The following is a 22,175-nucleotide window of genomic DNA, read 5'->3' on the forward strand; positions in this document are numbered from 1 at the left end:
ATTCGCACCTGCCATCTACGCCATGCAAATAACAGGCATGACCTCCAGACACGGCCACGGCTGCAATCCAATCGAACGAATGAACGCATACACTTCGTCAAGCTCTAGCCAGTTATCCACATCCCCCGTTCCGGCAACGAACCCATATCAGTACAATTTGGCGGAATCATGCGGGAAACCACCATCGCGCGTTCATCAGCTGGAGCTCGGACCACATTGTCTGAAACACATAGACACCACCTCGACCGCAGATATACCGTCGAACCATGAAACATCACAAGGAAGTGGCCACTCTCATCGCCCAGGCCGAATCAGAACAGCGCTGCGCGTACGGAACAACCAAAGCCCACCGCTCAGCTCTGGCCCGTCGCGCACAAGCTCAGGAGCTGGAAAGAGTATTCCCCAACATGTATGCCAGACCGGACTACTGGGCTTCGCTACACCCGGATGAACGTACAAGGCATCGGGCACGAACCCTCCATCTCAAGCATCCGGATTGGGTGTTCGCCGGAATCACCGCAGCGGCCATCCATGGTTTTGACCATCAATGGCACCTTCATGCCGACTCCGTCACCATCACTGCGACAACACAGGGGAATAATGCCAGCACCACGCATGTGAAACGCATATTCGCATCGGATTGCACACCGGTGCGTATCGGCGAGCTGCCTGTCACCAGCAAAGCCAGAACCGTGGTGGATTGCGGACTGTCCACCGAATTCCGCTTCGCGTTGCCTGTCATCGATTCGGCATTGCGTAAAGGAGTCACCATTGCCGACATCCTGAATATCTGCAGCACCATGCGACGCGACTGCACGCCAATATTCCGCTTGCTGCATTACACCAACCCCGCAAGCGAAAACGGCGGCGAATCGCTTGGGCGGGCGGCGATCATCGAAAGAGGGCTCGCAGTTCCTGAGCTTCAGCAGGAAATCATCGACCCCCAAACCGGTGATTTGTATCGAGTGGATTACCTCTGGCGGCTGCCCACTGGGCGTACTGTCGTGGGGGAATTCGACGGCTATGCCAAGTATGTCGATCCGGGTATGAATGACCGAAAAGGCATTCGCGGCGCGGTTCATGCGGAGAAGGAACGCGAAACAGGACTTTACCGAGCCGGCGTCGACACCATAGTTCGATTCTCTTATGAGGATGCAATGGCACAGCATCCACTGATCAATAAGTTGCGGGCGGCGGGCATACCTCAGGCCGCGACAGCAATGGGACCAGGGTAATGGGGCCAGCAATCAGTGCGGCGAGGGACAATGCGGTGCGGTACAGCTGGGTGGTGTTGCGCAGTATGACACCAGTCATTATTCATATTCGCTTCCGGGGGCAACAGCGAGGCCACTGACCCGTGCCAGTGCATTCTATGAGCAAGAGCATCAGTCCGGATTGCGACCACTGAGGAATCCAGTAATTTGGCTTGTTGGATTCTGCAGAGTTGTCTGCAAGATACTTTCAATGCCCGCGCTCAGAGACCACGCTATTAGACGGATGCCGGAGCGGCATGCTGGGCGATCCATGCGTGCATGGCCACGGCCGCGGCAGCACCTGCATTGATGGAACGCACCGAACCGAACTGGGAGATGTAGACCACATCGTCGGCCAGATCGAGGGCTTTTTGGCTCAGACCCGGTCCTTCCGCGCCGAACAGCAGCAGGCAACGCTTGGGGAACCGGTAGGTTTCCATCGGCACCGCTCCGGGAATGATGTCGAGCGCGATGATGCGGGCGGCTTCGAGTTCTTTGATGCGATTGTCGGCGGCCGCCAGCTCGGACATTGCTCTCTGCGTGGCGGATTGTGTGGCGGATTGTGTGGATTGCGCGGATGCGCATCCTTCGCGGAAAGCATCTGCGATTGCGGATGATTGGAACGATTGCGCTTCGTCATATGCGACACGGTTGTCGGAAGTTGCTGACGCGAGCTCGCTCTGCAACGGCGCTGATGCTGTGCCGGCCAATTCGCGGATATGAATTGCCGCAGCAGCGGCTCGCGCACGTTCGCATGCAATCTCACCGGCGATGCGATTGCGCCAGCATTCCACCAGCTCGGCGATGGATGGATGATGCTCGACATGTTGGTACAGTTCGGTCATCAGCGCGCCTTTGCGGTTCCACTTGTGCGGACCGACGATATGCACGCGTCTGGCTTGGAAGGCATTGGCAGTACGCACCATGGACCCGATATTGAAATCATGGGTCCAGTTCTCTACCGCCACTTCGAAATCATGACGGCCGCGAGCATCGAGATCATCCTTGATGGCTTGCATGGACCAATAGCGGTATCGGTCGAGCACATTACGCCGGTCACCTTCATCCAGAAGTTCCGTATCGAAGAGGCGACTGTAGTTCGGGGATGCGGGATTGTCGGGCCGCGGCTCACCGGGGTGCGTTTCAGACCACGGTCCGAGTCCGATTTCGCGGAATTCCGGCTCGCCGGATGCCTTGGCAGCTAGGGAAATCTGGTTTGGCGCGTGCATGGTCAGCGAAGTTCGGATTCGTCGAACACCTGGACGAAGGGCAATTCCTTGCTGTCGCCGGTAGTCGGATTAACGACGTTGATGCTCTTCGCCCCGCCGCCCACGAGTGAGGCGATGGCCACCACCGATCCACCCAGTTGGTCGATGATACCGAAATCAAGGCCGAGCTCATTGCCGTTGCGCAACGTGACCAGCGAGCTGGTCTGCACATATGATTTCTCGGACAACCAGGCATCCAGAAGGACCACGCGACGGCCTTCAATAGACGGTCCCTTGATGGACGGGTAGACGAAGTCCATTACGAACCCGTCCAGATCCTCGCCTCGTGATGCCGCCGCCTGAATCATGGCGGATACCATAGGCACTGCCGCGGCGGTCAAGGCGCCGACTGCATCGAAATCATCGACCGAATATCCGGCGTCTTCAAGCGCGTCAATGAGCACATGTCCCATGACAGGTGCCGCATGATGATCGAACGTCACTGCCGACAGCTCGGAGAAGGGACGTCCCACCACATGCTGCTTCAGCAAGGTGGCGAGCAGCTCACGCGGTTCCAATCGTGAGAAGTCGGCATTGTTCGTCGCACCGGCAAGGTCCGGCGTGCCGGTAGGGCGGAATCCTGATTCAGTCATAGTGCAAGCCTATCTCCTGCGGCGGTCAGCATATGCTTCATGTGCCTCCCGCGCTCAGTCAAGATGGGCTGGTGCCGATTTCATGAAACCGGCACCAGCCCATTCTGCGCTGTTTCCCTCATGCAGCGTTCATGCTCTACTGCGCTGTTCCATCGGATTCATCATCAGACGGAACCACTTCGGGAGCCGTCAACTCGGCTACATTTCCCTTGTCCGAATCGATAAGAGGAGTCTCTTCAATCACCTTGGTGGGTTCGAGCTTCTGCAGTTTACGAGCCGTAGGCAGTACCCGACGTTCCAGACTGGATGCGAACTTGTTATATGCGTTGACGGTCTTGGTAATCTGCGAACCCAGTTTGATGGCGTAATCTCCCAGCACAGCGAAGCGCTCATACAATTCGCGGGACAGATCGAACAGTTGCTTCGCGTCATCGGTCAAGGACTGCTGCTGCCACGCATAGGCCACGGATTTCAGCACCGCCCAAAGCGTGACCGGCGATGTCAATGCAACCTTACGTGAGAACGCATCATCCATCAGCGTGGGATCGGCTTCAAGAGCCGCCTGCAGCAACGCCTCATTCGGGATGAACGCCACCACAAAATCCGGGGCGACATCAAAGGCATTCCAGTAGGCCTTCTCCCCCAACGCACGCACATGCTCACGCAACGCCTTGGCATGTGACCGCAGCAAATCGTTGCGCCGGGCCAGATCTTCCGGCCCCGCCGTCTCAGGAATCTCGCAAGCCCTTTGATAATCGGCATATGGCACTTTCGCGTCGATGGGAATGGTTTTGCCGCCAGGCAAATGCACGATCATATCCGGGCGCAGCGTACGTCCATCAGCACCGGTGACCACGACCTGAGTATCGAAATCCACATGCTCAAGCAGGCCTGCCGATTCCACGATGTTCTTCAGCTGCGCCTCGCCCCAAGCGCCGCGCACTTTGTTGTTCCGCAGCGCAGCAGACAGGGAACTGGTCTCCTTATCCAGACGAGCCTGCTGTTCGTTGAGCCCTTTGAGCTGAACGCCCAGCGCGCCCATCTCCTGTTTACGACCTTCCTCAATCTGCGTGACCTTGGTCTGCAACGCATCGAGGTTCTTGGCCACTGGAGCCAACGCCTCCAGCACCTTGCTCTGCTCTTTGAGCCGAGCCTCTTGCTCACGCCGTTTGACCTCGGCTGCCTCGAGAGCCGCCAGACGCTTTTCTTCAGCAGCCTTGGCCTCGGCTCGACGGCGTTCTTCGACCTCAGCGGCGGCACGCTCACGCTCACGCTGGATTCGGATCTGCTCCGCCTGCTGGGCCTGCGTCAACTGCGACTTCACAAAAGCAAGCTGCTGATTGAGTCCCTCAATCTGTGCCTGCGCTGCAGCATTGGCGGAGCGCAAATCAGCCGCCTCATTGCGGGCGGCCTGCAGCAGAGCCCTGGACTCCTCCAGCTCCTGCGTTTTGACGCCACGAGCCATTTCTTGACCTTTGTGGCGGCCGAACACGAAACCTGCAAGGAGTCCAAGCCCTGCACCAATCACCAATACCGCGATTACCAGAATCACGTTTCCCGTTTGTTCAAACATGCTTCCAGTATTGCATCGCTTTTCAGACAGGGAAAATTTTTTCCCTACCAAAAATCTGCGTGCACAATGGAACCACAGGAACCACATGCACCCCGACGGCAAAGGAGCGGAAACGATGCTACGACTTCACAAGACGCGCAATGGCCTGGGACGCCTCTGCCATTTTCTCCTCGGCCACAACACCGCCTTCGACGGAGGCCTGGCGCACGCAATGGCTGAGATGATCGTCCAGCAGCAGCAGCGCCACAGACTTCAGCGCGGAATTCGACGCAGAGATTTGCGTAAGGATGTCAATGCAGTATTTGTCGTCTTCCACCATCTGCTCAATCGCGCGCACCTGTCCCTCGACACGGCGAAGACGGGCCACGATCTTTGCTTTGTCACCGCTATACCCACGCATGTCTTCCGCCCTTTCTTTCCCCGTCAGCTGAACACATCCGATTATATACCTTATAGGGGTATTGGGTATACAATGTGAGCTGAGTAAGACAGGAGCAGGAGGAACGAACATGGGGTTCAACATTTTTGCGTTGGTGGCCGCCCTGCTGGTTGCAGCCGCTGCAACTTGGGCGACCCTGCGGTTTTTCTTTGCCGCGCAGCAGGGTGAAACAGGCATCGTCACCGACGGCAAGCAGCACGCGACGATTACCGTCAAAGGCGGATACTCTCCTTCTGTGGTGAACATGAAAGCCGGCATGCCCATCAACCTGACCTTCGACCGCCAAGAAACCGGCGAATGCACCTCGCATGTGGTGTTCGGCGATCTGGGACTTGACGCCATGCTTCCGGGGAACACCCGCACAGACGTGCAACTTCCGGCACTGCCTGCCGGAGACTATCCATTCGCCTGCGGCATGAACATGGTGCACGGATCGTTGCACGTGGAAGGCGAATCGGACGTCACGCTCGCAAGCCTCCAGTCCACCGCGGCATCCAACACGCCCAACGACGCCGCATCCGCAGAACAGCGCGAGTCCCAGGAGCGACGCAACGAAATCAAGTCCTTCACCAAACTGGTCATCGTGGGCGCGATACTGACCATTCCCGTCTTCGCCACCACGATGTTGCATATGGCTGACCCGGAATTGGTACCGCATTGGATGGTGAACCCTTGGCTGCAGGCCATATTGATCACTCCAGTGATGTTTTATTGCGGACACCCGATCCATAGTGTCGGTTTCCCAGCCTTGGCGCATCGCTCACCAGACATGAACTCGCTGGTGTCCTTGGGCACCAGCGCCGCGTACGTATACAGCCTGGTCACATGCATTGCTCCGTGGGTCTTCCCTGAAGGGTCACGTGAACCGTATTTCGAATCCGTCGGAGTGGTCATCACCTTGGTGCTCCTCGGTCGGCTGCTGGAGAACAAAGCCCGCGAAGGCACCGGAAAGGCCGTGCAATCGCTGATTCGTCTGCGTCCACGTGTCGCCCACAAGCTCCATGACGGCATTGACTTCAGTAACAGTGCGGCCGCCCAGTGGCTCATCCCCGAGAACAGCACCGATATCAGTTCCGACGCAATAGCCATCGGCGACTTGCTGGTGGTACGTAACGGTGAACGCATACCGACGGACGGCACTATCGTGGCCGGCGAAGTCATGGTAGACGAATCGATGATCACCGGCGAATCCAAACCCGTCGCAAAAACAACCGGCGCTTTGCTTACCGGTGCCACCGTAGTCATGAAAGGCGACTGCGTCATGCGTGCCACGCAGGTGGGTGCCGATACCGTGCTTTCGCAGATCACCGCGATGGTTGCACGCGCACAGGCCACCAAGGCTCCGGTTCAGCAGATGGCAGACCGTATCGCACGGTATTTCGTGCCAGCGGTGATGATTATCGCGATTTGGACGTTTGCAATTTGGATCTCCGTGGGGCCAAGCCCGCAGCTGGCCCATGCGCTGGTTACGGCAGTCAGCGTCCTCATTATCGCTTGCCCGTGTGCACTGGGTTTGGCGACGCCTCTTTCCGTTACCGTGGCTCTTGGCCTGGGCGCCACCAATGGCGTTCTGGTCACGTCCGCCAAAGCTTTGGAACAGGCACGCCGCATCGGCACTGTGGTCTTCGACAAAACCGGCACCATCACACGCGGCGTAGTCGATGCCGACGCCGATTGGAACAAGCCAAGCTACGAGCAGGACACCATCAAAGACGGTTCAGCCGAAGCGATTGCGGCATTACGCGCGCGCGGCATTCGTACGGTGATGCTGTCCGGCGACAAAGCCGACGTAGCCAGCCGTATCGCACGCGAGGTCGGAATCGATACCGTGATCTGCGAGGTCAAGCCTGATGGCAAAGCCCATTGGATCAAACAACTGCAGATGGAACGCGACAACGCACACTCCACAACCGAGCATCATGGCACAACTGCACCGAGCAGCGCCAACGCAACCCAGAAAAAGGCGGAGTCCAATCTGATTGCCATGGTCGGCGATGGCATCAACGACGCACCGGCACTGGCCCAGGCCGACCTCGGCATCGCCATCGGCACCGGCACGGACGTGGCCATGCAATCGGCTGACGTTACCCTGATGAGCGGAGACCTGAGAGGCGTGCTGAAAACCATCAACCTCTCCGAAGCCACGATGCGCAACATTCGCGAGAATCTGGGATGGGCTTTTGGATACAACCTCATCGGTATTCCGATTGCGGCGGGCATACTATACCCGTTCACTGGATGGCTGTTGAGTCCGATGATTGCAGGCTTGGCCATGGCTTTGAGCTCCGTCTGCCTGGTACTGAACGCAAACCGGCTTCATATGGCTTCTATTGCCGAAAGCCCCACCAATAGAAGCGCGGGCGATTCAGAGCCAGCAGCAGCATCCTCCGTTGCGAATGGTTTCAAGCCCGGCAACCAAGAGCCCACTATCATCATTGACAGCCATACCGAATTCACACACTTGTCCGAACCGACACACCATACAGAACACACCATCAAGGAGAACCCAATGGATATGAACATGCACATGCACCACGCCGCCCCGACCGAGGGCGAAACCGCCACCGATCCTGTATGCGGCATGACTGTGGCGGTGAGCGCCGACGCCATCACGCGCGAGTACGACGGCACAACCTATTACTTCTGCGGTGAGCACTGCGCCAAGAACTTCGACAAGGCCCCGCAGATCTTCCTAGAGAAGTAACTTCTTCTTCCGACACCGGAAGAGCTTCAAGAAGCGGTTCAAGACCACACGAGGCTTGATAAGGATTCAATAGAGGTTCAATACCACAAGAGGGCTCCATCCCGTGTGAACGGGTTGGAGCCCTCTTACATGTGAGCAGCCGTCCGAAACAACTATGAACAACTGTCCCAACAGCCGTTTGAACAACTGTGAGCAACTGCCCAACAGCAGTCCGGAACAACTGTCAGTTGAAGAAGACCACGAACAGCCACGCGCCGACGATTGCGCCCACGATTGGAGCCACCACCGGAATCCAGGCCTCGTTCCAGCGGGAAGAGCCCTTGCTCGGGATCGGCAGGATGGCATGCAACACTCGCGGCATCAAGTCACGGGCCGGGTTCAGGCCGGGGCCGGTCGGACCGCCCATGGAGGTCACAAGACCCCACACGATGAAGCCGACGACGATTGCCGCAGCGGCCGGATCCTTCTCGCCCCACGGATCCATCAGGCAGCACAGCGCGCCGAAAACGAGCACCAGCGTACCGAACATCTCGTTAAGGAAGTAGTTGACCTTCTTGTCGTCCGCATCGGTGGTGCAGAAGGTGGCGAAGATGGCATCGGCATCCTCGGTCTCCTTGTAGTGCGGATAGTAAGTCAGATAGACGATGAACTGGCCCAGAGCGGCGCCGAGCAGCTGCGCGATGATGTACGGCAACACCTCATTCCATGGGAACATGCCGTTGACGGCCTGGGCGATGGTCATGGCCGGATTGATGTGCGCACCGGACACCGCGCCGAACATCAGCACCGGGAACATCACGCCAAAACCATAGCCCATGGCGATATTCAGCCAACCGGCATGGTGGCCCTTGGTGTTCTTGAGCTCGACATTGGCAACAGAGCCATTGCCGAAAATCATCAGAATGGCGGTGCCGAAGAACTCGGCAGCCAACTTGGTAAAGAGGGAGTATTCCACTGCTTCTTCTTTTCTCTCTGCCGTGAAGCAGGCACAACTACCCCACGGCCTTCGGTATGATTTGAAATCCGTTCGCGGATCCACCGACACGTTTACGCTGGACGCGAAAGCAAACGAGGCGATTGTACACATCGCCCCCTGACGAAATCATTGGGCGAAAGCCATGACGATGCAATAACAAAAAAAGCCGGAATCTTTCGATTCCGGCTTGTCTGTGCCCCCGCAGGGATTCGAACCCTGGACACGCTGATTAAGAGTCAGCTGCTCTAACCAACTGAGCTACAGGGGCTTGGTTAGATGTTGAAGTGTTCCTTGCAACAGGTGATAAATATACTCGGATTCTAATCAGATGCAACCTACGGCGTGTCGCCTGTAATTCCAACGATTTGAAAATACCGTCCGACGCCCACAGGCATTCCGAGCACTTCACGTCATACCCGTCAATTCAACGACTTCACACAATCATCACATATATATATACGCGCGTTCCCTGCAGATCGGCGATGCGACGCAGCTCGTCGGTGCAGCTCGTCGGTGCAGCTCGTCGGTGCAGCTCGTCGACCTCTGCTGTCACATTCTGGCGCATACTATATGCATGCCGCCCAAAAAAGAAAGCCCCGCACCGCGCGATACGCGCAGGCACGGGGCTTTCGATGCTTAAGCTCAGACTCTTAGCCTGAAAGATTCCAGCGTGACGCCGGAATGGTTCACTCGGCCACGACCTTCACGAAGAAGGAAGCGGTGATCTCCGGGTGGAGGGCCACCTTGGCGGGGAAATCGCCGGTGGTCTTGATGGTCTCGACCTCGATGGCCTTCGGGTTCACCGAAGCCTTGTCGGACAGAGCAATCGCGATGGCCTCGTTGGAGATGCCACCGAACAGCTTGCCGGACTCGGAAACCTTGGCGGCGATCTCGACGGTAGTGCCCTCGATGGCAGCCTTGGCAGCCACAGCGTCCTCACGGGTGGCGACGGCCTTGGCCAGACGAGCGCGCTTCATAGCGGTGATCTGAGCCTCAGCGCCCTTGGTCCAAGCGAACGCCAGCTTCTGCGGGAACAGGAAGTTGCGAGCGTAGCCGGCCTTCACGCTGACGACGTCGCCCGGGTGACCCAGGTGAGCCACGGTCTTGGTGAGAATAACCTTAGTTTCAGCCATTGTTCAAAGCCTTCCTAACTCAGCGACCGGAAGTGGCGTACGGCAGCAGAGCCATCTCGCGGGCGTTCTTGATAGCCTTGGCGAGCTCGCGCTGCTCCTGGACGGTCACACCGGTGATGCGACGGGAACGGATTTTGCCGCGATCGGAAATGAACTTGCGCAGCAGCGCGACGTCCTTGTAATCGATCTCGGAAATCTTGGCAGCCTTCAGCGGATTCGGCTTCTTCTTGAACGGCTTGACCGGCGGTTGCGGCCTCTTACGGGACATGATGTTCTCCTTAAAAATCTATGATTTGATTGCTGCTGTTCAGCTGGTTATGCAGTTATGCAATATGGCCACCAGTACCGTTGTCAACGGTACTTATGCGGCGCAGACTATGCTCGGCCTGCGTCAGACCGTGTCGGACCGTCGCGCAGAATCCACACGGACAGTCCATTTGTGCAGGGAAGCGGAAATCAGAATTCCGGCTCGGAATCGTCGCCGCCGAAATCGGAAGAAGCGCCGAACGTCGAGAAGCTGCCGGACTGCGAAGAACCGGAGCTCCATGGATCCACTGCAGGAGCAGAAGCAGGTGCGGATTGGGCCGGCTGCTGGGTGTACCCAGCACCACCTTGATAGCCACCGTTGTAACCACTCTGGCCACCCTGTCCGTAACCTGACTGGCCACCGTTGTACCCGCCATTCGAGGCACCCTGGCCACCCTGGTTGCCATAGCCACCGCCTTGCGCGGCGCCCTGGCCGGACTGCTGACCGCCCTGGAATCCGCCGGAACGGCCCTGGAATCCACCCTGGCTGGTCTGACGGGTCACCTGAGCGGTGGCACGCGACAGCGCGGGGCCGATCTCATCGACACGCAACTCGACAACCGTACGCTGGCTGCCATCCTGGGCCTGATATGACCGCTGGGTCAGACGACCCTGCGCGATCACACGCATGCCCTTGGACAGGCTGCCGGCGATGTTGGAAGCCAGCGACGAAGCGCGACCATCCCATGCCGAGCAGTTCATGAACAGCGTGTCGCCATCCTCCCACTGATTCGTATTGCGGTTGAACGTGCGAGTGGACGCGGCGATAGTGAAGTTCACCACCGTCGATCCGCTGCCGATTGTACGCAGCTCAGGATCACGGGTGAGGTTGCCGACCACGGTGATAATGGTTTCGCCTGCCATGCTTTGCCTTCTTGACTTACCAGCTGGAACAGCTGACTACACGCTAAACTCAGGCGTCCTTACGAAGGATCTTCGTACGGACCACGGATTCGTTGAGGTTCAGCACACGATCGAGCTCGGCGCTGAGAGCGGGCTCGGCGGTGTACTTCACGACGACATAGTTGCCTTCGGTCTTGCCGGCAATCTCATAGGCGAGCTTGCGACGGCCCCAGTAATCGGGCTCATCGTAAGAACCGCCTTCCTTGGTGATGAGCTCCAGATACTGCTCGGTCAGCTTCTTCAGACCGCGCTCATCCAGCTCAGGATCGGCGATGAACATCAGTTCGTACTTATGCGCAGACATCACCCACCTCCTTCGGACTATTCGGCCGCGGACGTTCCGCGGCAGGAGTGTGTATACGCTTGCACCCTCAAGGCACGCATGCACGCACCTCTTTCGGGCAACTTGTACATGGTACGGCCACGGCAAGACAGACGGCGATCCATTCTCGCGCAAAACCTCTCAACGCATTCGCCACATCGCGGAGCTGCACGCTCAGGGGTGCTTGTACACTGGATGAGGCTGAAATTCACTACAAGACAAAAGGATGCGAAGGCATGTCGGCGATTCTTGAAGGCACTCCGGATAAACGACTCGTTCTGGTCACGGGCCGCGCCTACCCCGAGCTGGCTGAAAAGGTGGCCGAATGCTTGGACACCACGATTCTTGACACCACAGCATACGACTTCGCCAACGGCGAGATGTACGTGCGCTTCTCCGAGCCGGTGCGCGGCGCGGATGTGTTTGTTCTGCAGTGCCACTCGGGCGATATCAACAAGTGGATCATGGAGCAGCTCATCATGATTGATGCGCTGAAACGCGCTTCCGCCCGATCAATCACCGTAGTCGCGCCATTCCTCGGCTATTCACGCCAGGACAAGAAGCATCGCGGCCGCGAGCCCATCACCGCCCGCCTGATCTTCGACCTCTTCCGCACCGCCGGCGCCGACCGCATCATGACCGTCGACCTGCATGCCGCACAGGAACAGGGATTCTTCGACGGCCCGGTCGACCATCTGACCGCCATGCCGGTACTGCTCGATTATGTGCGCTCCGCCATCGACCTGAGCAATGCGACCATCGTCTCCCCGGACGCGGGCCGTATCAAGGTGTCCGAACAGTGGGCTGCAAAACTCGGCAATCTGCCGCTCGCCTTCATCCATAAGCAGCGCGACATCACCCGACCGAACCACGCCGAGGCACATGGCATCATCGGTGACGTGCACGACCGCGATTGCGTGGTGATCGACGATATGGTCGATACCGCCGGCACCATCTGCGAAGCGGTACGCACGCTGAACGAATCCGGCGCAAAGTCGGTCACTCTGGTGGCCACGCACGGCCTGCTCTCCGGCCCGGCTGTAGAGCGCCTGCAGAAGTGCGGCGCCAAGGAAATAGTGTTCATGGATACGGTGCCAATCCCCGAATCCAAGCGCCTGCCGAACATGACGGTGCTGTCCGTGGCGCCGCTGCTGGCCGCCGGCATTCGTTCGGTATTCGAAGAAGGCTCTGTGGCGACGCTGCTCGAGGGACTGCCCGAGGATATGCGCCCGCGCAACATCTACGCGTAATCGGCGATCGGTGCCACGGCGCACCGATAAGACTCGATATGACAAAGCCCTGTCAAACGATAGCAGTCGCTTGACAGGCCTTTCGCATATGCATGCATCCATACTCAGATGAACGCACGTTCGCCGAAGATGGCGGTGCCGACTCTCACTATGGTCGAGCCTTCCTCGATGGCGAGAGCCATATCGTGGGTCATGCCCATGGACAGCTCCCGACAGTTCGCCGTACCCTCCGCACCGGACGCGAGAATCTGGTCACGCGTGCGACGCAGGTGGGCGAATCCCGCGCGGATCACATGCTCGTCATCCACATGGGCCCCGATGGTCATCAACCCCTGCAATTCCAAGCCTCCCATCGCTCCGATCCGCTTGGCCAGATCGATGGCATGGCTCGGCGCGCAGCCGGATTTCGACTCCTCGCCGGACTCGTTCACTTCCAGCAGCACGCCGACCGTGATGCCGCGCATGGTGGCACGTCGGGCGATCTTCTCCGCCAGTTCAATCGAATCCACGGACTCTATGGTGTTCACCACCGGCAGGACCTTGCCGATCTTGTTGGCCTGCAGTTGGCCGATGAGGTGGAACGGGATCGATTCCCGTTCGGCAGTGCGCGAATCCGAGGCGGCACCCGCAGCATCGGCGTCCGTACTGGCAGAAGAAGCAGTAGTGTCCACCACGCCCAAGTCAAACCCGCGCTCGGCCAGCAGCTTCGCAAGACCGGGCGCCTTGACTGCAACCTCCTGCGGCCTGTTCTCGCCGATCATGCGAACCCCGGCATCGATAGCAGCCAGAATCTCGCCGATATCGCGGGTTTTGGTGGCGGCCAACAGCTTGACCGAGCCAGCTGAACGCCCCGCAACCGATTCCGCCTGCGCGATGCCATCCATCACCCGGTGCACACCGTCCGCGATCTCCTGCGCGCGCGTGGCATCGATGATCTCGTTCGTCAGATCCTTGTGATCCATATATGCAGTCAACCCATACCCCCTATCACAAAGCATGCTACGCCAAAGTGTGCTGTACCGAATAGTACCGAACGTAGTCCGACTCCGTAACCGTCACCTAGCGGTCTGTCTCGCAATTGGTTGAGCAATTCAGCTTTTTCTCTCCCCCAGTCAGCTTCGCTGACAGCTCGTCCTGCAAGTACGGACGCGCTCCGCGCGGCATCCAGCTGGCTCGCCTGTCGGCTCGCACGTTGCCTACAAACAGCTCCGCTGTTTGCTTCACGGCAACGTCTCGTCAGAGGGGGCCAACACCACTCAGACCACTCAGGCAAATACGAGACTGGCTCCTGGCGCAGCAACGCAAAAACGATATGCGCCCGGCAACCGTAGTCACCGGACGCATATCGATATTGAGAGGAAACTGATTATCGCAACATAATCAGTGGCGTGGCAGAATCGCTATCAGGCGTTCTGGCCGGCCTCGGCGAGAGCCTTGGCGTGACGCTCGGCCAGCTCGGCCTTGATCATCGGCTCCATCTTCTCGTACTTGCGGTAGAAGCACATGATTACGCCGACGATGATGTAGACGATCACCGGCAGCCAGATGAAGCAGAAGCTGATGGCGTCGAGCGCGGACTGCGGCTGCTGCTCAAGGTTGGCATCGTAACCAGCGGCACCCATGATCTCCAGCGGCAGGAAGGCGCCGAAGCCGGAGCCGACCTGGATGCAGAAGGCGGAGCCGACGGCGGTCAGGAAGCCTGCGGCGTGGATGCCGGTCTTCCATTCGCCGTAGTCGACGGTGTCGGCGAGCATGCCGAACGGCATACCGATGGCGATGGCGGCACCGAGCACACCGATGGTCCAGAAGATGACCAGCAGCGGCACGTTGTGGCCGGCGAGCGGCATCAGGGCCTGGCCGAGACCACCGATGACCAGACCGATGATCATGGTCAGGGTCTTGTTCTTGGTCTTGTTCGCGATGATCGGCATGGCGATGGTACCGAGCAGACCAATCACCTGAACGCCGTTGAAGATGGAGGTCAGGTTGCGGTTTTCGAGTACGTACTGGGCGTAGTAGGTGGACACGCCGTTACGGGTGGACTGGGCGACCCAGTAAATCACGAAGGCGACGACCAGGATGATCCACGGCCAGTTGCCCTTGGCGGCCTTGAGGGAGTCGCTCAGCGGAATCGGCTTGTTGAGTTCCGGGTGGTAGTTGCGCTCGTTGAGGTTCTTGAAGGAGAAGAGCAGCAGGATGATGGCCACGACGCCCCAGATAGCGGTGACGATCATGAAGCCGGTCTTGTCGCCGCCACCGAACTGGACGCCGAACCAGCCAACCAGCGGGATGGTGAAGGACGAGGTGATGAAGGAGCCGATCTGGCCACCGGCCATACGGAAGGAGTTGGCATTGTTGCGCTCGGTCGGGTTGGAGGTGAGGTTCGGCAGGATGGCGGTGATAGGCGTCTGGATACCGGTGTACACGGCGCCGGCGGCCAGAATGTAGGTGATCAGGGCGTACCAGAACTTCGGAGCGCCGTCAGGCAGGCTCGGAGCGGTGAAAGCGATCCACACGGTGATCGCGAACGGCACGCACAGCCAGAGGAACCACGGACGGCTCTGGCCCCACTTGGTGTTGGTGTGGTCCACGATGGAGCCCCACACCACGGCGGAGATGGCGTCGGCGAAGCGGGCCACCAGCAGGATGGTGCCGGCGCCCAGCGCACCGGCGGCCGGGATGTGGAACACGTTGGTGTAGAAGTACATGATGTATGACGAAATGGTCACATACAGCAGGTTGCCTGCCATATCGGTGAAGGAGTAGGCGATCTTCTCCTTGACCGAGAGCTTCACTGCGGAAGCGTCCTGAGTTGCTGCACTCATTGTTTTCCTTCTTCTTTGATGTGTTGCTTGGTACAACAGTGTTGCAATTCCGTGCCGTCCCTTCAGTGGGGCGACACGGACGGCGGCGGGCCAGACGAAGCACTCGGCGGATCAGTAGCTGGCGTACCTCTGCTCATCTTCGTCTGAGGATTCCCGTCGCCGAAATCTTATGGATGCGACCCCGGCCTGATTGAGTAACCAGGCCGAGCGCGAACAGGCTCGAATCAGAAGTCGGAGTCGAACCAGACCTGCATCTGGCCGACCTCGCGGTTGGCCCATGCGTAGTACGGGATGAGCTTGAGGTCGTAGGACTTCTCCCCGACCGGATGCTCCTCGACGTCCGCGAACAGCGGGAAGTCCTCCTCGTCATGCGTGCGCTTGGTGGCCGGGATGGTGATGACCTCCACGCCGTCAAGCTCGCCGAAGTGGTATTCGGCGCGGGCGCGACCAGCATCGTGGCTGCCGATGTGGTAGTTCCACAGCGGAGCGGAGTTGTCGGCCTCTTCGGCGCAGAACACGATAGGTCCGCGCATCACGGCGATCTTGCCGATGTCGTGACGCACCAGGGTCTTGGAGCGCATGAACTTGACGGACATGTCCAGATCAAGGGTGATCTGGGTCTGGCCGGAGGTGACTTCGATGGTCACGAAGCCATCCTCGATCGGCAGACGGCGGGCGTCCTCGCCGTTGACCTTGAGCTCGTGCTGGGTGGCAGACCAGGACGGAATGCGCACCAGGAACTTCACCGGCTCGACGCCTTCCGGCACGTCCACGGTGAACTCGATGTGGCCATCCCACGGGAAGTTGGACTTCTGGGAGACCTTCACGCCGTCGAAGAATTCAGCGTCGTTCGCGATGAACTGGTGGGCGATGATCTCGCGCTTGTCCTCGTGCACGGTATACAGGTAACGGTCCACCGAGGCGATAAGACGGGCGATGTTGGCCGGGCAGCAGGCGCAGCCGAACCATTCGGCGCGGTGCATGAGCACGTGGTAGCGGTCCGGGTTGTGGTCGGTGGCCTCGGGGTCGGCCTCGAGGGCGTTCACGTAGTAGAAGTGCTTGCCGTCGAGCGCGATGCCCGCGATGGAGCCGTTGAACAGCTCCTTCTCAAGCACGTCCGCGTATTCGCCCTTGGTCTCCAGTTCGAGCATCTGCTTGGCCAGGAAGCTCATGGCCACGGAGGCGCAGGTCTCGCCGTACATGGTGTCGTTCGGCAGGTCGTAGTCGTAGGTGAAGGCCTCGCCGACGTGGGTGGAGCCAACGCCGCCGGTGATGTACATGCGCTTGGTGACGATGTTGTGCCACAGACGCTTGGCGGTCTCCTCAAGCTCCTTGTCGCCGGTCAGGCGGGCCACGTGGGCGACACCGGTGAGCATGTAGCCGACGCGCACGGCGTGGCCTTCTGCGGTCTGCTGCTGGCGAATCGGACGGGCGGTCTGGGTGTATTCGTGGGTCCAGCCACGCATCTGCGGGAAGATGTCGGTGGAGCCATCGCCAATCTTCTCGTTCTGCTTGTCGTAGAAGCTCGGGTCCTTGCCGCGCACGTCGATGAAGAACTTGGCGAGCTTGAGGTACTTCTCCTCCTTGGTGACCTCGTAGAGACGGGAGAGCGCCAACTCGATCTCCGGGTGGCCGTCGGCACCGGGGATCTTGCCGTCCTCTTCACCGAAGTTGGCGTCCAGGCAGGCGGCCATCTTCTCGGCGACCTCGAGGGCCTGCTGGTTGCCGGTGACCTCGAAGTAGGCCACGGCGGCCTCGATGTAGTGGCCCATCACGTACATCTCATGGGACTGCTGGATCTGGGAGAAGCGCTCACGGTTCTCGAACGCGCCGGACTTGATGATGTACGGAGTGTCGAGGTAGCCGTCGTCCTGCTGGGCGCGGGCAATGAGGTCGACCAGCTTGTCGCACAGGTCCTTGAGCTGCTCATCCGGCTCGTAGGCGAGGGAGTAGGCGGCTTCCTCAAGCCACTTGTACACGTCGGAATCCTGGAAGACGAAGCCCTTGAACTCGCCTTCCTCGTCGCCTGCGGCGATGCGCAGGTTGCGCACGGCACGGCTGTAGTGGTAGTCGATGTCCTGCTTGGCGCCGGAGGGGTCGCGCGGGATGTCGATCTTCTGCTCGTCGTTGATGACCGCCCACTGATAGGGGATCACTTCCTTGGCGACGTTCTCACGGTACCGCTTCCAGAACGGTGAAGTAACCGTGACGTGCTGGCTCATGGTTCGTCCTTTCCACATTGTAGGTGCTGGCTGTATTGCATTGTCTTCACGCGCGGAAACAGGCTGCTATGCCGGCTATCTCCGCACTCTCACCGCTTGCAATTGTTGATGGTATGCGCATGCCGTTCGGCTGATTCACAGGTCTTGCGAATGCGAAATTTTTCGCTTACCGTATGGACTATGAGCCGCAAACCAACCCTCGCCGATGTTGCCAGACTGGCCAATGTGTCCGTCGCCACCGCATCCAAAGCGCTGAACAACACGGACCGCGTATCGGCCAGCACCCAGCGTGACGTCATCGAGGCCGCCAAAAAACTCGGCTACAGCAAATCCAGCAAACCGCACCACGCCACTCGCCGCTCGGGGCTGATCGGATTGATCACATCCGATTACAACGGCCGTTTCGCCCTGCCCATGCTTACCGGTGCCGAAAACACGCTCGGCGCATCGAATCACGCCGCCCTGCTCATGAGTTCGCATGGACGACCAGCGCTGGAGAAAAGCCATATCGACCGGCTTGCGGCGCACGGCGTGGACGGCTTGATCGTTGTCGGCGACACCACGAATTCACGGCCGCCGCTTGACCCACGCACCACGATGGGTCTGCCGGTCATCTATGCCTATGATCCTTCCCGCGACCCACGGGATTGCAGCATCATCTGTGACAATATCGGTGCCGGCGCGCAGGCCATCGAATACCTGCTCAGTATCGGGCGGCGATACATCGCCATCATCGCCGGCCCGGAGGATTTCCAGGCGGCGAAAGACCGGGTGCTGGGCGCGCAACGGACGTTCATCCTCTATGATTTCCAGCCGGTGGCGATACTGTTCGACGCCTGGAGCGAGGAGTGGGGCGAGCGGGCGGCGCGATTATTGGTCGAACGGTATCCTCATCTGGATGCAATCTACTGCCTGAGCGACGAAATCGCGCGCGGAGCAGCACGCGGACTGTTGGCCATAGGCAAACGCATCCCGCGAGACGTCGCCATCATCGGCCACGACAATTGGTTCGTGTTCGCCTCGAATGCGCATCCGACCTTGACCACATTCGACAACAACATCACGATGCTGGGCAAGACCGCCGCGCAGTTCATTCTCGATGCATTGGCGGGCCGGCCGCACCACGGCGTCACAACGATAGAATGTCCGATGATCGTCCGCGAGTCCACCGAGGCGAAACGACGCACCGCGCTGGAAAGCACCGGCCGCGTCTACGAACGTCAGATCTCATGAATCCGGCGCAGCACGCCGCCCGACTACCCTACCGCTTCTTCGTCTTGCGGCCCTTGAGGTAGATGTCAATCACGATCCAAACGCCGAGCACGAACGCGGTGACGTATCCCATGAAGCCCACGATTGGGATGCCGAAAATGATGGGCTTCATGCCGGCGTAATAGACGATGGACGAGCCGATGAACAGGCCGACCACAATCAATGCCATCGTGAGTCGGTTCACCATATCGGAGAGCAGCTGGAACGGCTCCTGCGAACCCACCAGCTCCATGTTCATGCGCAACTGGCCGCGCGTCAGCATGCGCGCCGCCACGTTGAGCTCGCTCATCGCGCCCAGCGCGCTGTGGAGCGCCTCATGGCTCTCCAGACCCAGCGTCTTCAGCTCGTCTTCGGCTGCTTCGACGGTGGTTTTCGACGTGACGATGTGCCGGGAGATGATCTCAATCATGTTCACATCGGGGATGAATTCGTCAAGCAGCCCCTCGAGCGTGACCAACGCACGCCCCACCGTGGTGATGCTGCTGGGCACTTCGATGCCGTGACGCTGCGCGAGCGAGGTGAGCGCGGTCAGGAAAGCGGCCAGATCGAGGTCCTTTAGATCCACGGTGCCGTATTCCTTGACGATGACGTCGAGATCGGCGAGCAACGCGGGATAATCAGCCGTATCCGCCTCGGCTCCGGCGAATCGCAGCAGGCCGTCGGCAAGCTGGGGGGAATCCTGTTTGGCGACGGCGAAGATCATGTCCTTCATCACCGCACGGGTCTTGGCGTCCAATCGACCGGTCATGCCGAGGTCGATGAGCACGATCTGTCCGCCGCGGATGATGATGTTGCCCGGGTGCGGATCAGCATGGAAGAAGCCTTCATCGAGGATCTGCGTGGCGTAATTGTCTACGAGCTTGGTGCCGATGTCCTTGAGATCATAGCCGGCGGCCACCAGTTCGCCGGAGTGTGAAACGGAGATGCCGTCCACATAATCCATGACCACCACATGCTCGGTGCACAGGTCCGGATACGGAGTCGGGCAGTCCATGTATTTGAACCGCGAGGCGTATCGCTTGAATTCGGCCAGATTGCGCGCCTCGACAAGGAAGTCCGTCTCCGATTCGAAGGTGTCCCACAGCTCCTCGACCACACCCTGAAGATCGACGATCTGCGAGGTGCGAATCACCTTGGTGGCGACTTTGGCGATGGAGCGCATGATGGACACGTCCTGCGCCATGGTCTCGCGCACGCCCGGGCGCTGCACTTTGACGGCCACGTCCTCGCCGGTACGCAAGGTGGCGCGATGCACTTGGGCGAGGGACGCCGAGCCCAGCGGTTTCAGATCGATGTGCGCGAAGACCTCATTGGCCGGTCGTCCATACTCTTCGGACAATACGTCCAATACCGTGGCGTATGGCATGGGGTCGGCGTCCGCACGCAGTTTGGCGAGTTCGTCGCAGAAGCTCTGCGGCAAAATCTCCGAACGCATCGAGAGAATCTGGCCGACTTTAACGAAAGTGGGGCCGAGCGCCTCGAACATCAGACGCATCTTGACCGGAGTCAGCCCCTTGAGCGCATCGAATTGGTTGACGATACGCACGATTTGCGCCAGACGTTTGGCTTTGCTGCGACGGGTCAGATGATAGCGCTCGGAGAAATCATCGCGCCGGGGACCGAAAATCCCAATGGTTTCGGTATTCGTCGCGGCCCATTGCGCGTATGCCGCGGTCGGACGGTCGGGAATATCATTCGGCTTGTCGTCGTTCGTGCTATGAGCGGTGCCGGCGGCAGCCTGCGACTGGGAGGAAGACGTTGGGGCAGACGTTGCGGCACCGGCTCCGAGGCCACCATCCGCAGCGCCCGAACGAGCGTGTTCAGAGGGATGTTGCGCCGAGGTGCCGCTTGCGTCGCGCCGCACCGCCTGTTCCGTTGTCTTGTCAGCCACGAAAACGATCAGTCCTTAGTTCAGTCCTTGTTGGAGTCGTCGGCGGCATCCGCAGCCGGCTCCTCGGCCGGTGCGGCATCGGCCTTGGCGGTGTCCTTGTTGGCGTCGTTGACCAAAGCCTCGCCGACCTTGCGCTTGAGTTCGGTGTTCAGGGACTTGCCCTGTTCCACGGTCAGCTCGCCTTTCTTGACCAGATCGTCAACAATGGCGCTGCCCTTCTCATATCCCGTAGCCAAGGCACCGATGCCAGCCAACAGGACCTTGCGGACACCATCGCCCAAATCGAAATCAGCCATAATAACCCCTCCTTCGAGGCTCGACGCGGCCTGCTGCCCCGTCTCTTACTGCTAAGCCTAGCGCAATCGCGAGCCGATGACGTTAGGCTTAGCGGATGATTTCGCCTAAGGCGGCGGAGCGCGGACGATCAGCGCGGTCGATCAGCGCGGACGGGCGGCGGCAGATTCGCGCGCGTGCGCGGCAGTCCTGTCGAGTTCGGCGAGCGCTGCCGCCTGTTCCTTCGTCTGGTCGGCGGTATCGAACGAACCGTAGCGGCGTGACACGGCGGCACCGATCAGAAAATCGCTGACGGCAGGGTTCTTGGGCAGCAGCGAGCCATGCATGTAGGTGCCGATCACGTTGTGTACGCGGGCACCTTCGGTGTGGTCCTTGCCGTTGTTGCCCCGGCCGTCGGCATCAACAGTGCCCAACGGCTTGACGCCTGGCCTCAGGAAGGTCTGACCGGAATGGTTTTCGTAGCCGATCACGTCACCGAACTGTTCGGAATGCTCCACCAGATTGCCAATCATGCGCGCATCCTGGCCGACAGTGTATGCGCCGATGATGCCGATGCCGTCGAGCCTCGTACCGTCCACGGTTTCGAAATACTCGCCGAACAGCTGGTACATGCCGCAGATCATCAGCATCGGCGTACCTTCCACTGCGAGTGCGCGCAATAGGTTGGCGCGCCGGTAGAGGTCGTCGATGATCTTCTTCTGCCCGGTGTCCTGTCCGCCGCCGCCCAGAATGAGGTCCACGTGATTGGGCCAGTCGTCACCCTGGTTGTATTGGTGGATGACCGGCTCATAGCCGTAGAGTTCCAGACGGCGACGAATGGTGAGCACGTTGCCGGAATCGCCGTAGATGTTCATGTCTTTCGGATACAGGGACATCACATCGATGGTCTTGGCCATGTCGATTCCTCCTTGTCTTGTCTGATGAGCGGCTTGTTGTGAGGCATGCACTGCG

Annotated in this window: 19 protein-coding genes and 1 tRNA gene; 4 read left to right on the forward strand and 16 right to left on the reverse strand. The window is 59.4% G+C overall.

Annotated elements, in window-relative coordinates; all coding sequences use genetic code 11:
* Window positions 1-266: 266 nt before the first annotated feature.
* Window positions 267-1,235, forward strand: coding sequence for a hypothetical protein (locus tag BW09_RS05030; RefSeq protein WP_140463264.1), 969 nt, complete (start codon window positions 267-269; stop codon window positions 1,233-1,235).
* 254 nt (window positions 1,236-1,489) lie between these two features.
* On the opposite strand, the gene BW09_RS05035 is transcribed toward BW09_RS05030, so the two are convergent.
* From BW09_RS05035 to BW09_RS05050, 4 genes are all read right to left on the reverse strand, one after another.
* Window positions 1,490-2,482 carry a TrmH family RNA methyltransferase gene (locus tag BW09_RS05035; protein ID WP_140463262.1) on the reverse strand — a complete coding sequence of 331 codons (993 nt, stop codon included), beginning with the start codon at window positions 2,480-2,482 and terminating at the stop codon, window positions 1,490-1,492.
* Between the two features lie 2 nt (window positions 2,483-2,484).
* Window positions 2,485-3,114, reverse strand: coding sequence for an orotate phosphoribosyltransferase (locus tag BW09_RS05040; protein WP_181161758.1), 630 nt, complete (start codon window positions 3,112-3,114; stop codon window positions 2,485-2,487).
* Between the two features lie 136 nt (window positions 3,115-3,250).
* Window positions 3,251-4,687 (reverse strand): DNA recombination protein RmuC, encoded by a 1,437-nt coding sequence (gene rmuC, locus BW09_RS05045; protein WP_181161762.1) that lies wholly within the window; start codon window positions 4,685-4,687, stop codon window positions 3,251-3,253.
* 118 nt (window positions 4,688-4,805) lie between these two features.
* On the reverse strand, window positions 4,806-5,087 hold the full coding sequence (locus BW09_RS05050) for a metal-sensitive transcriptional regulator (RefSeq protein ID WP_044089352.1): 282 nt from the start codon (window positions 5,085-5,087) through the stop codon (window positions 4,806-4,808).
* Between the two features lie 109 nt (window positions 5,088-5,196).
* Between BW09_RS05050 and BW09_RS05055 the strand changes: the two genes are divergently transcribed.
* A complete protein-coding gene (locus tag BW09_RS05055) occupies window positions 5,197-7,830 on the forward strand; it encodes an HAD-IC family P-type ATPase (protein WP_140463260.1) in 2,634 nt (877 codons plus the stop codon).
* A 223-nt stretch (window positions 7,831-8,053) separates the two neighbouring features.
* Here BW09_RS05055 and BW09_RS05060 read toward each other — a convergent pair whose 3' ends face one another.
* From BW09_RS05060 to rpsF, 6 genes are all read right to left on the reverse strand, one after another.
* Complete coding sequence (locus BW09_RS05060) at window positions 8,054-8,785, reverse strand: MIP/aquaporin family protein (protein ID WP_044089350.1); 732 nt, start codon at window positions 8,783-8,785, stop codon at window positions 8,054-8,056.
* A gap of 215 nt (window positions 8,786-9,000) precedes the next feature.
* Window positions 9,001-9,074, reverse strand: a tRNA-Lys gene (locus BW09_RS05065).
* Window positions 9,075-9,492: 418 nt separating this feature from the next.
* Window positions 9,493-9,939, reverse strand: coding sequence for a 50S ribosomal protein L9 (gene rplI / locus BW09_RS05070; protein ID WP_044089349.1), 447 nt, complete (start codon window positions 9,937-9,939; stop codon window positions 9,493-9,495).
* Between the two features lie 19 nt (window positions 9,940-9,958).
* Window positions 9,959-10,207 carry a 30S ribosomal protein S18 gene (gene rpsR / locus BW09_RS05075; protein WP_044089348.1) on the reverse strand — a complete coding sequence of 83 codons (249 nt, stop codon included), beginning with the start codon at window positions 10,205-10,207 and terminating at the stop codon, window positions 9,959-9,961.
* Window positions 10,208-10,395: 188 nt separating this feature from the next.
* Window positions 10,396-11,109, reverse strand: coding sequence for a single-stranded DNA-binding protein (locus BW09_RS05080; RefSeq protein ID WP_140463258.1), 714 nt, complete (start codon window positions 11,107-11,109; stop codon window positions 10,396-10,398).
* A 49-nt stretch (window positions 11,110-11,158) separates the two neighbouring features.
* Window positions 11,159-11,452 (reverse strand): 30S ribosomal protein S6, encoded by a 294-nt coding sequence (gene rpsF / locus BW09_RS05085; RefSeq protein WP_140463256.1) that lies wholly within the window; start codon window positions 11,450-11,452, stop codon window positions 11,159-11,161.
* A gap of 254 nt (window positions 11,453-11,706) precedes the next feature.
* Between rpsF and BW09_RS05090 the strand changes: the two genes are divergently transcribed.
* Window positions 11,707-12,720 (forward strand): ribose-phosphate diphosphokinase, encoded by a 1,014-nt coding sequence (locus BW09_RS05090; RefSeq protein ID WP_044089345.1) that lies wholly within the window; start codon window positions 11,707-11,709, stop codon window positions 12,718-12,720.
* A gap of 104 nt (window positions 12,721-12,824) precedes the next feature.
* On the opposite strand, the gene BW09_RS05095 is transcribed toward BW09_RS05090, so the two are convergent.
* The 3 genes from BW09_RS05095 to BW09_RS05105 form a co-directional block, all read right to left on the reverse strand.
* On the reverse strand, window positions 12,825-13,682 hold the full coding sequence (locus BW09_RS05095) for a YggS family pyridoxal phosphate-dependent enzyme (protein WP_140463254.1): 858 nt from the start codon (window positions 13,680-13,682) through the stop codon (window positions 12,825-12,827).
* 441 nt (window positions 13,683-14,123) lie between these two features.
* Window positions 14,124-15,545 (reverse strand): MFS transporter, encoded by a 1,422-nt coding sequence (locus tag BW09_RS05100; protein WP_140463252.1) that lies wholly within the window; start codon window positions 15,543-15,545, stop codon window positions 14,124-14,126.
* Between the two features lie 224 nt (window positions 15,546-15,769).
* Window positions 15,770-17,767, reverse strand: a complete 1,998-nt coding sequence (locus tag BW09_RS05105) for a glycoside hydrolase family 127 protein (RefSeq protein WP_140463250.1) — start codon at window positions 17,765-17,767, stop codon at window positions 15,770-15,772.
* Window positions 17,768-17,947: 180 nt separating this feature from the next.
* Between BW09_RS05105 and BW09_RS05110 the strand changes: the two genes are divergently transcribed.
* Window positions 17,948-19,000, forward strand: coding sequence for a LacI family DNA-binding transcriptional regulator (locus BW09_RS05110; protein ID WP_140463248.1), 1,053 nt, complete (start codon window positions 17,948-17,950; stop codon window positions 18,998-19,000).
* A 28-nt stretch (window positions 19,001-19,028) separates the two neighbouring features.
* Here the strand turns inward: BW09_RS05110 and BW09_RS05115 are convergent, their stop codons facing one another.
* The 3 genes from BW09_RS05115 to BW09_RS05125 all read right to left on the reverse strand — a co-directional run bounded on the left by BW09_RS05115 (window position 19,029) and on the right by BW09_RS05125 (window position 22,120).
* Window positions 19,029-20,729: an AarF/ABC1/UbiB kinase family protein gene (locus BW09_RS05115; protein ID WP_140463277.1), complete on the reverse strand. Its 1,701-nt coding sequence runs from the start codon at window positions 20,727-20,729 to the stop codon at window positions 19,029-19,031.
* A gap of 221 nt (window positions 20,730-20,950) precedes the next feature.
* Window positions 20,951-21,226 (reverse strand): phasin family protein, encoded by a 276-nt coding sequence (locus BW09_RS05120; RefSeq protein WP_140463246.1) that lies wholly within the window; start codon window positions 21,224-21,226, stop codon window positions 20,951-20,953.
* A 141-nt stretch (window positions 21,227-21,367) separates the two neighbouring features.
* Window positions 21,368-22,120 carry a type 1 glutamine amidotransferase gene (locus BW09_RS05125; RefSeq protein ID WP_044089338.1) on the reverse strand — a complete coding sequence of 251 codons (753 nt, stop codon included), beginning with the start codon at window positions 22,118-22,120 and terminating at the stop codon, window positions 21,368-21,370.
* Window positions 22,121-22,175 lie beyond the last annotated feature (55 nt).

Source organism: Bifidobacterium sp. UTCIF-1 (assembly GCF_006408915.1).
Taxonomy (GTDB): domain Bacteria; phylum Actinomycetota; class Actinomycetes; order Actinomycetales; family Bifidobacteriaceae; genus Bifidobacterium; species Bifidobacterium reuteri.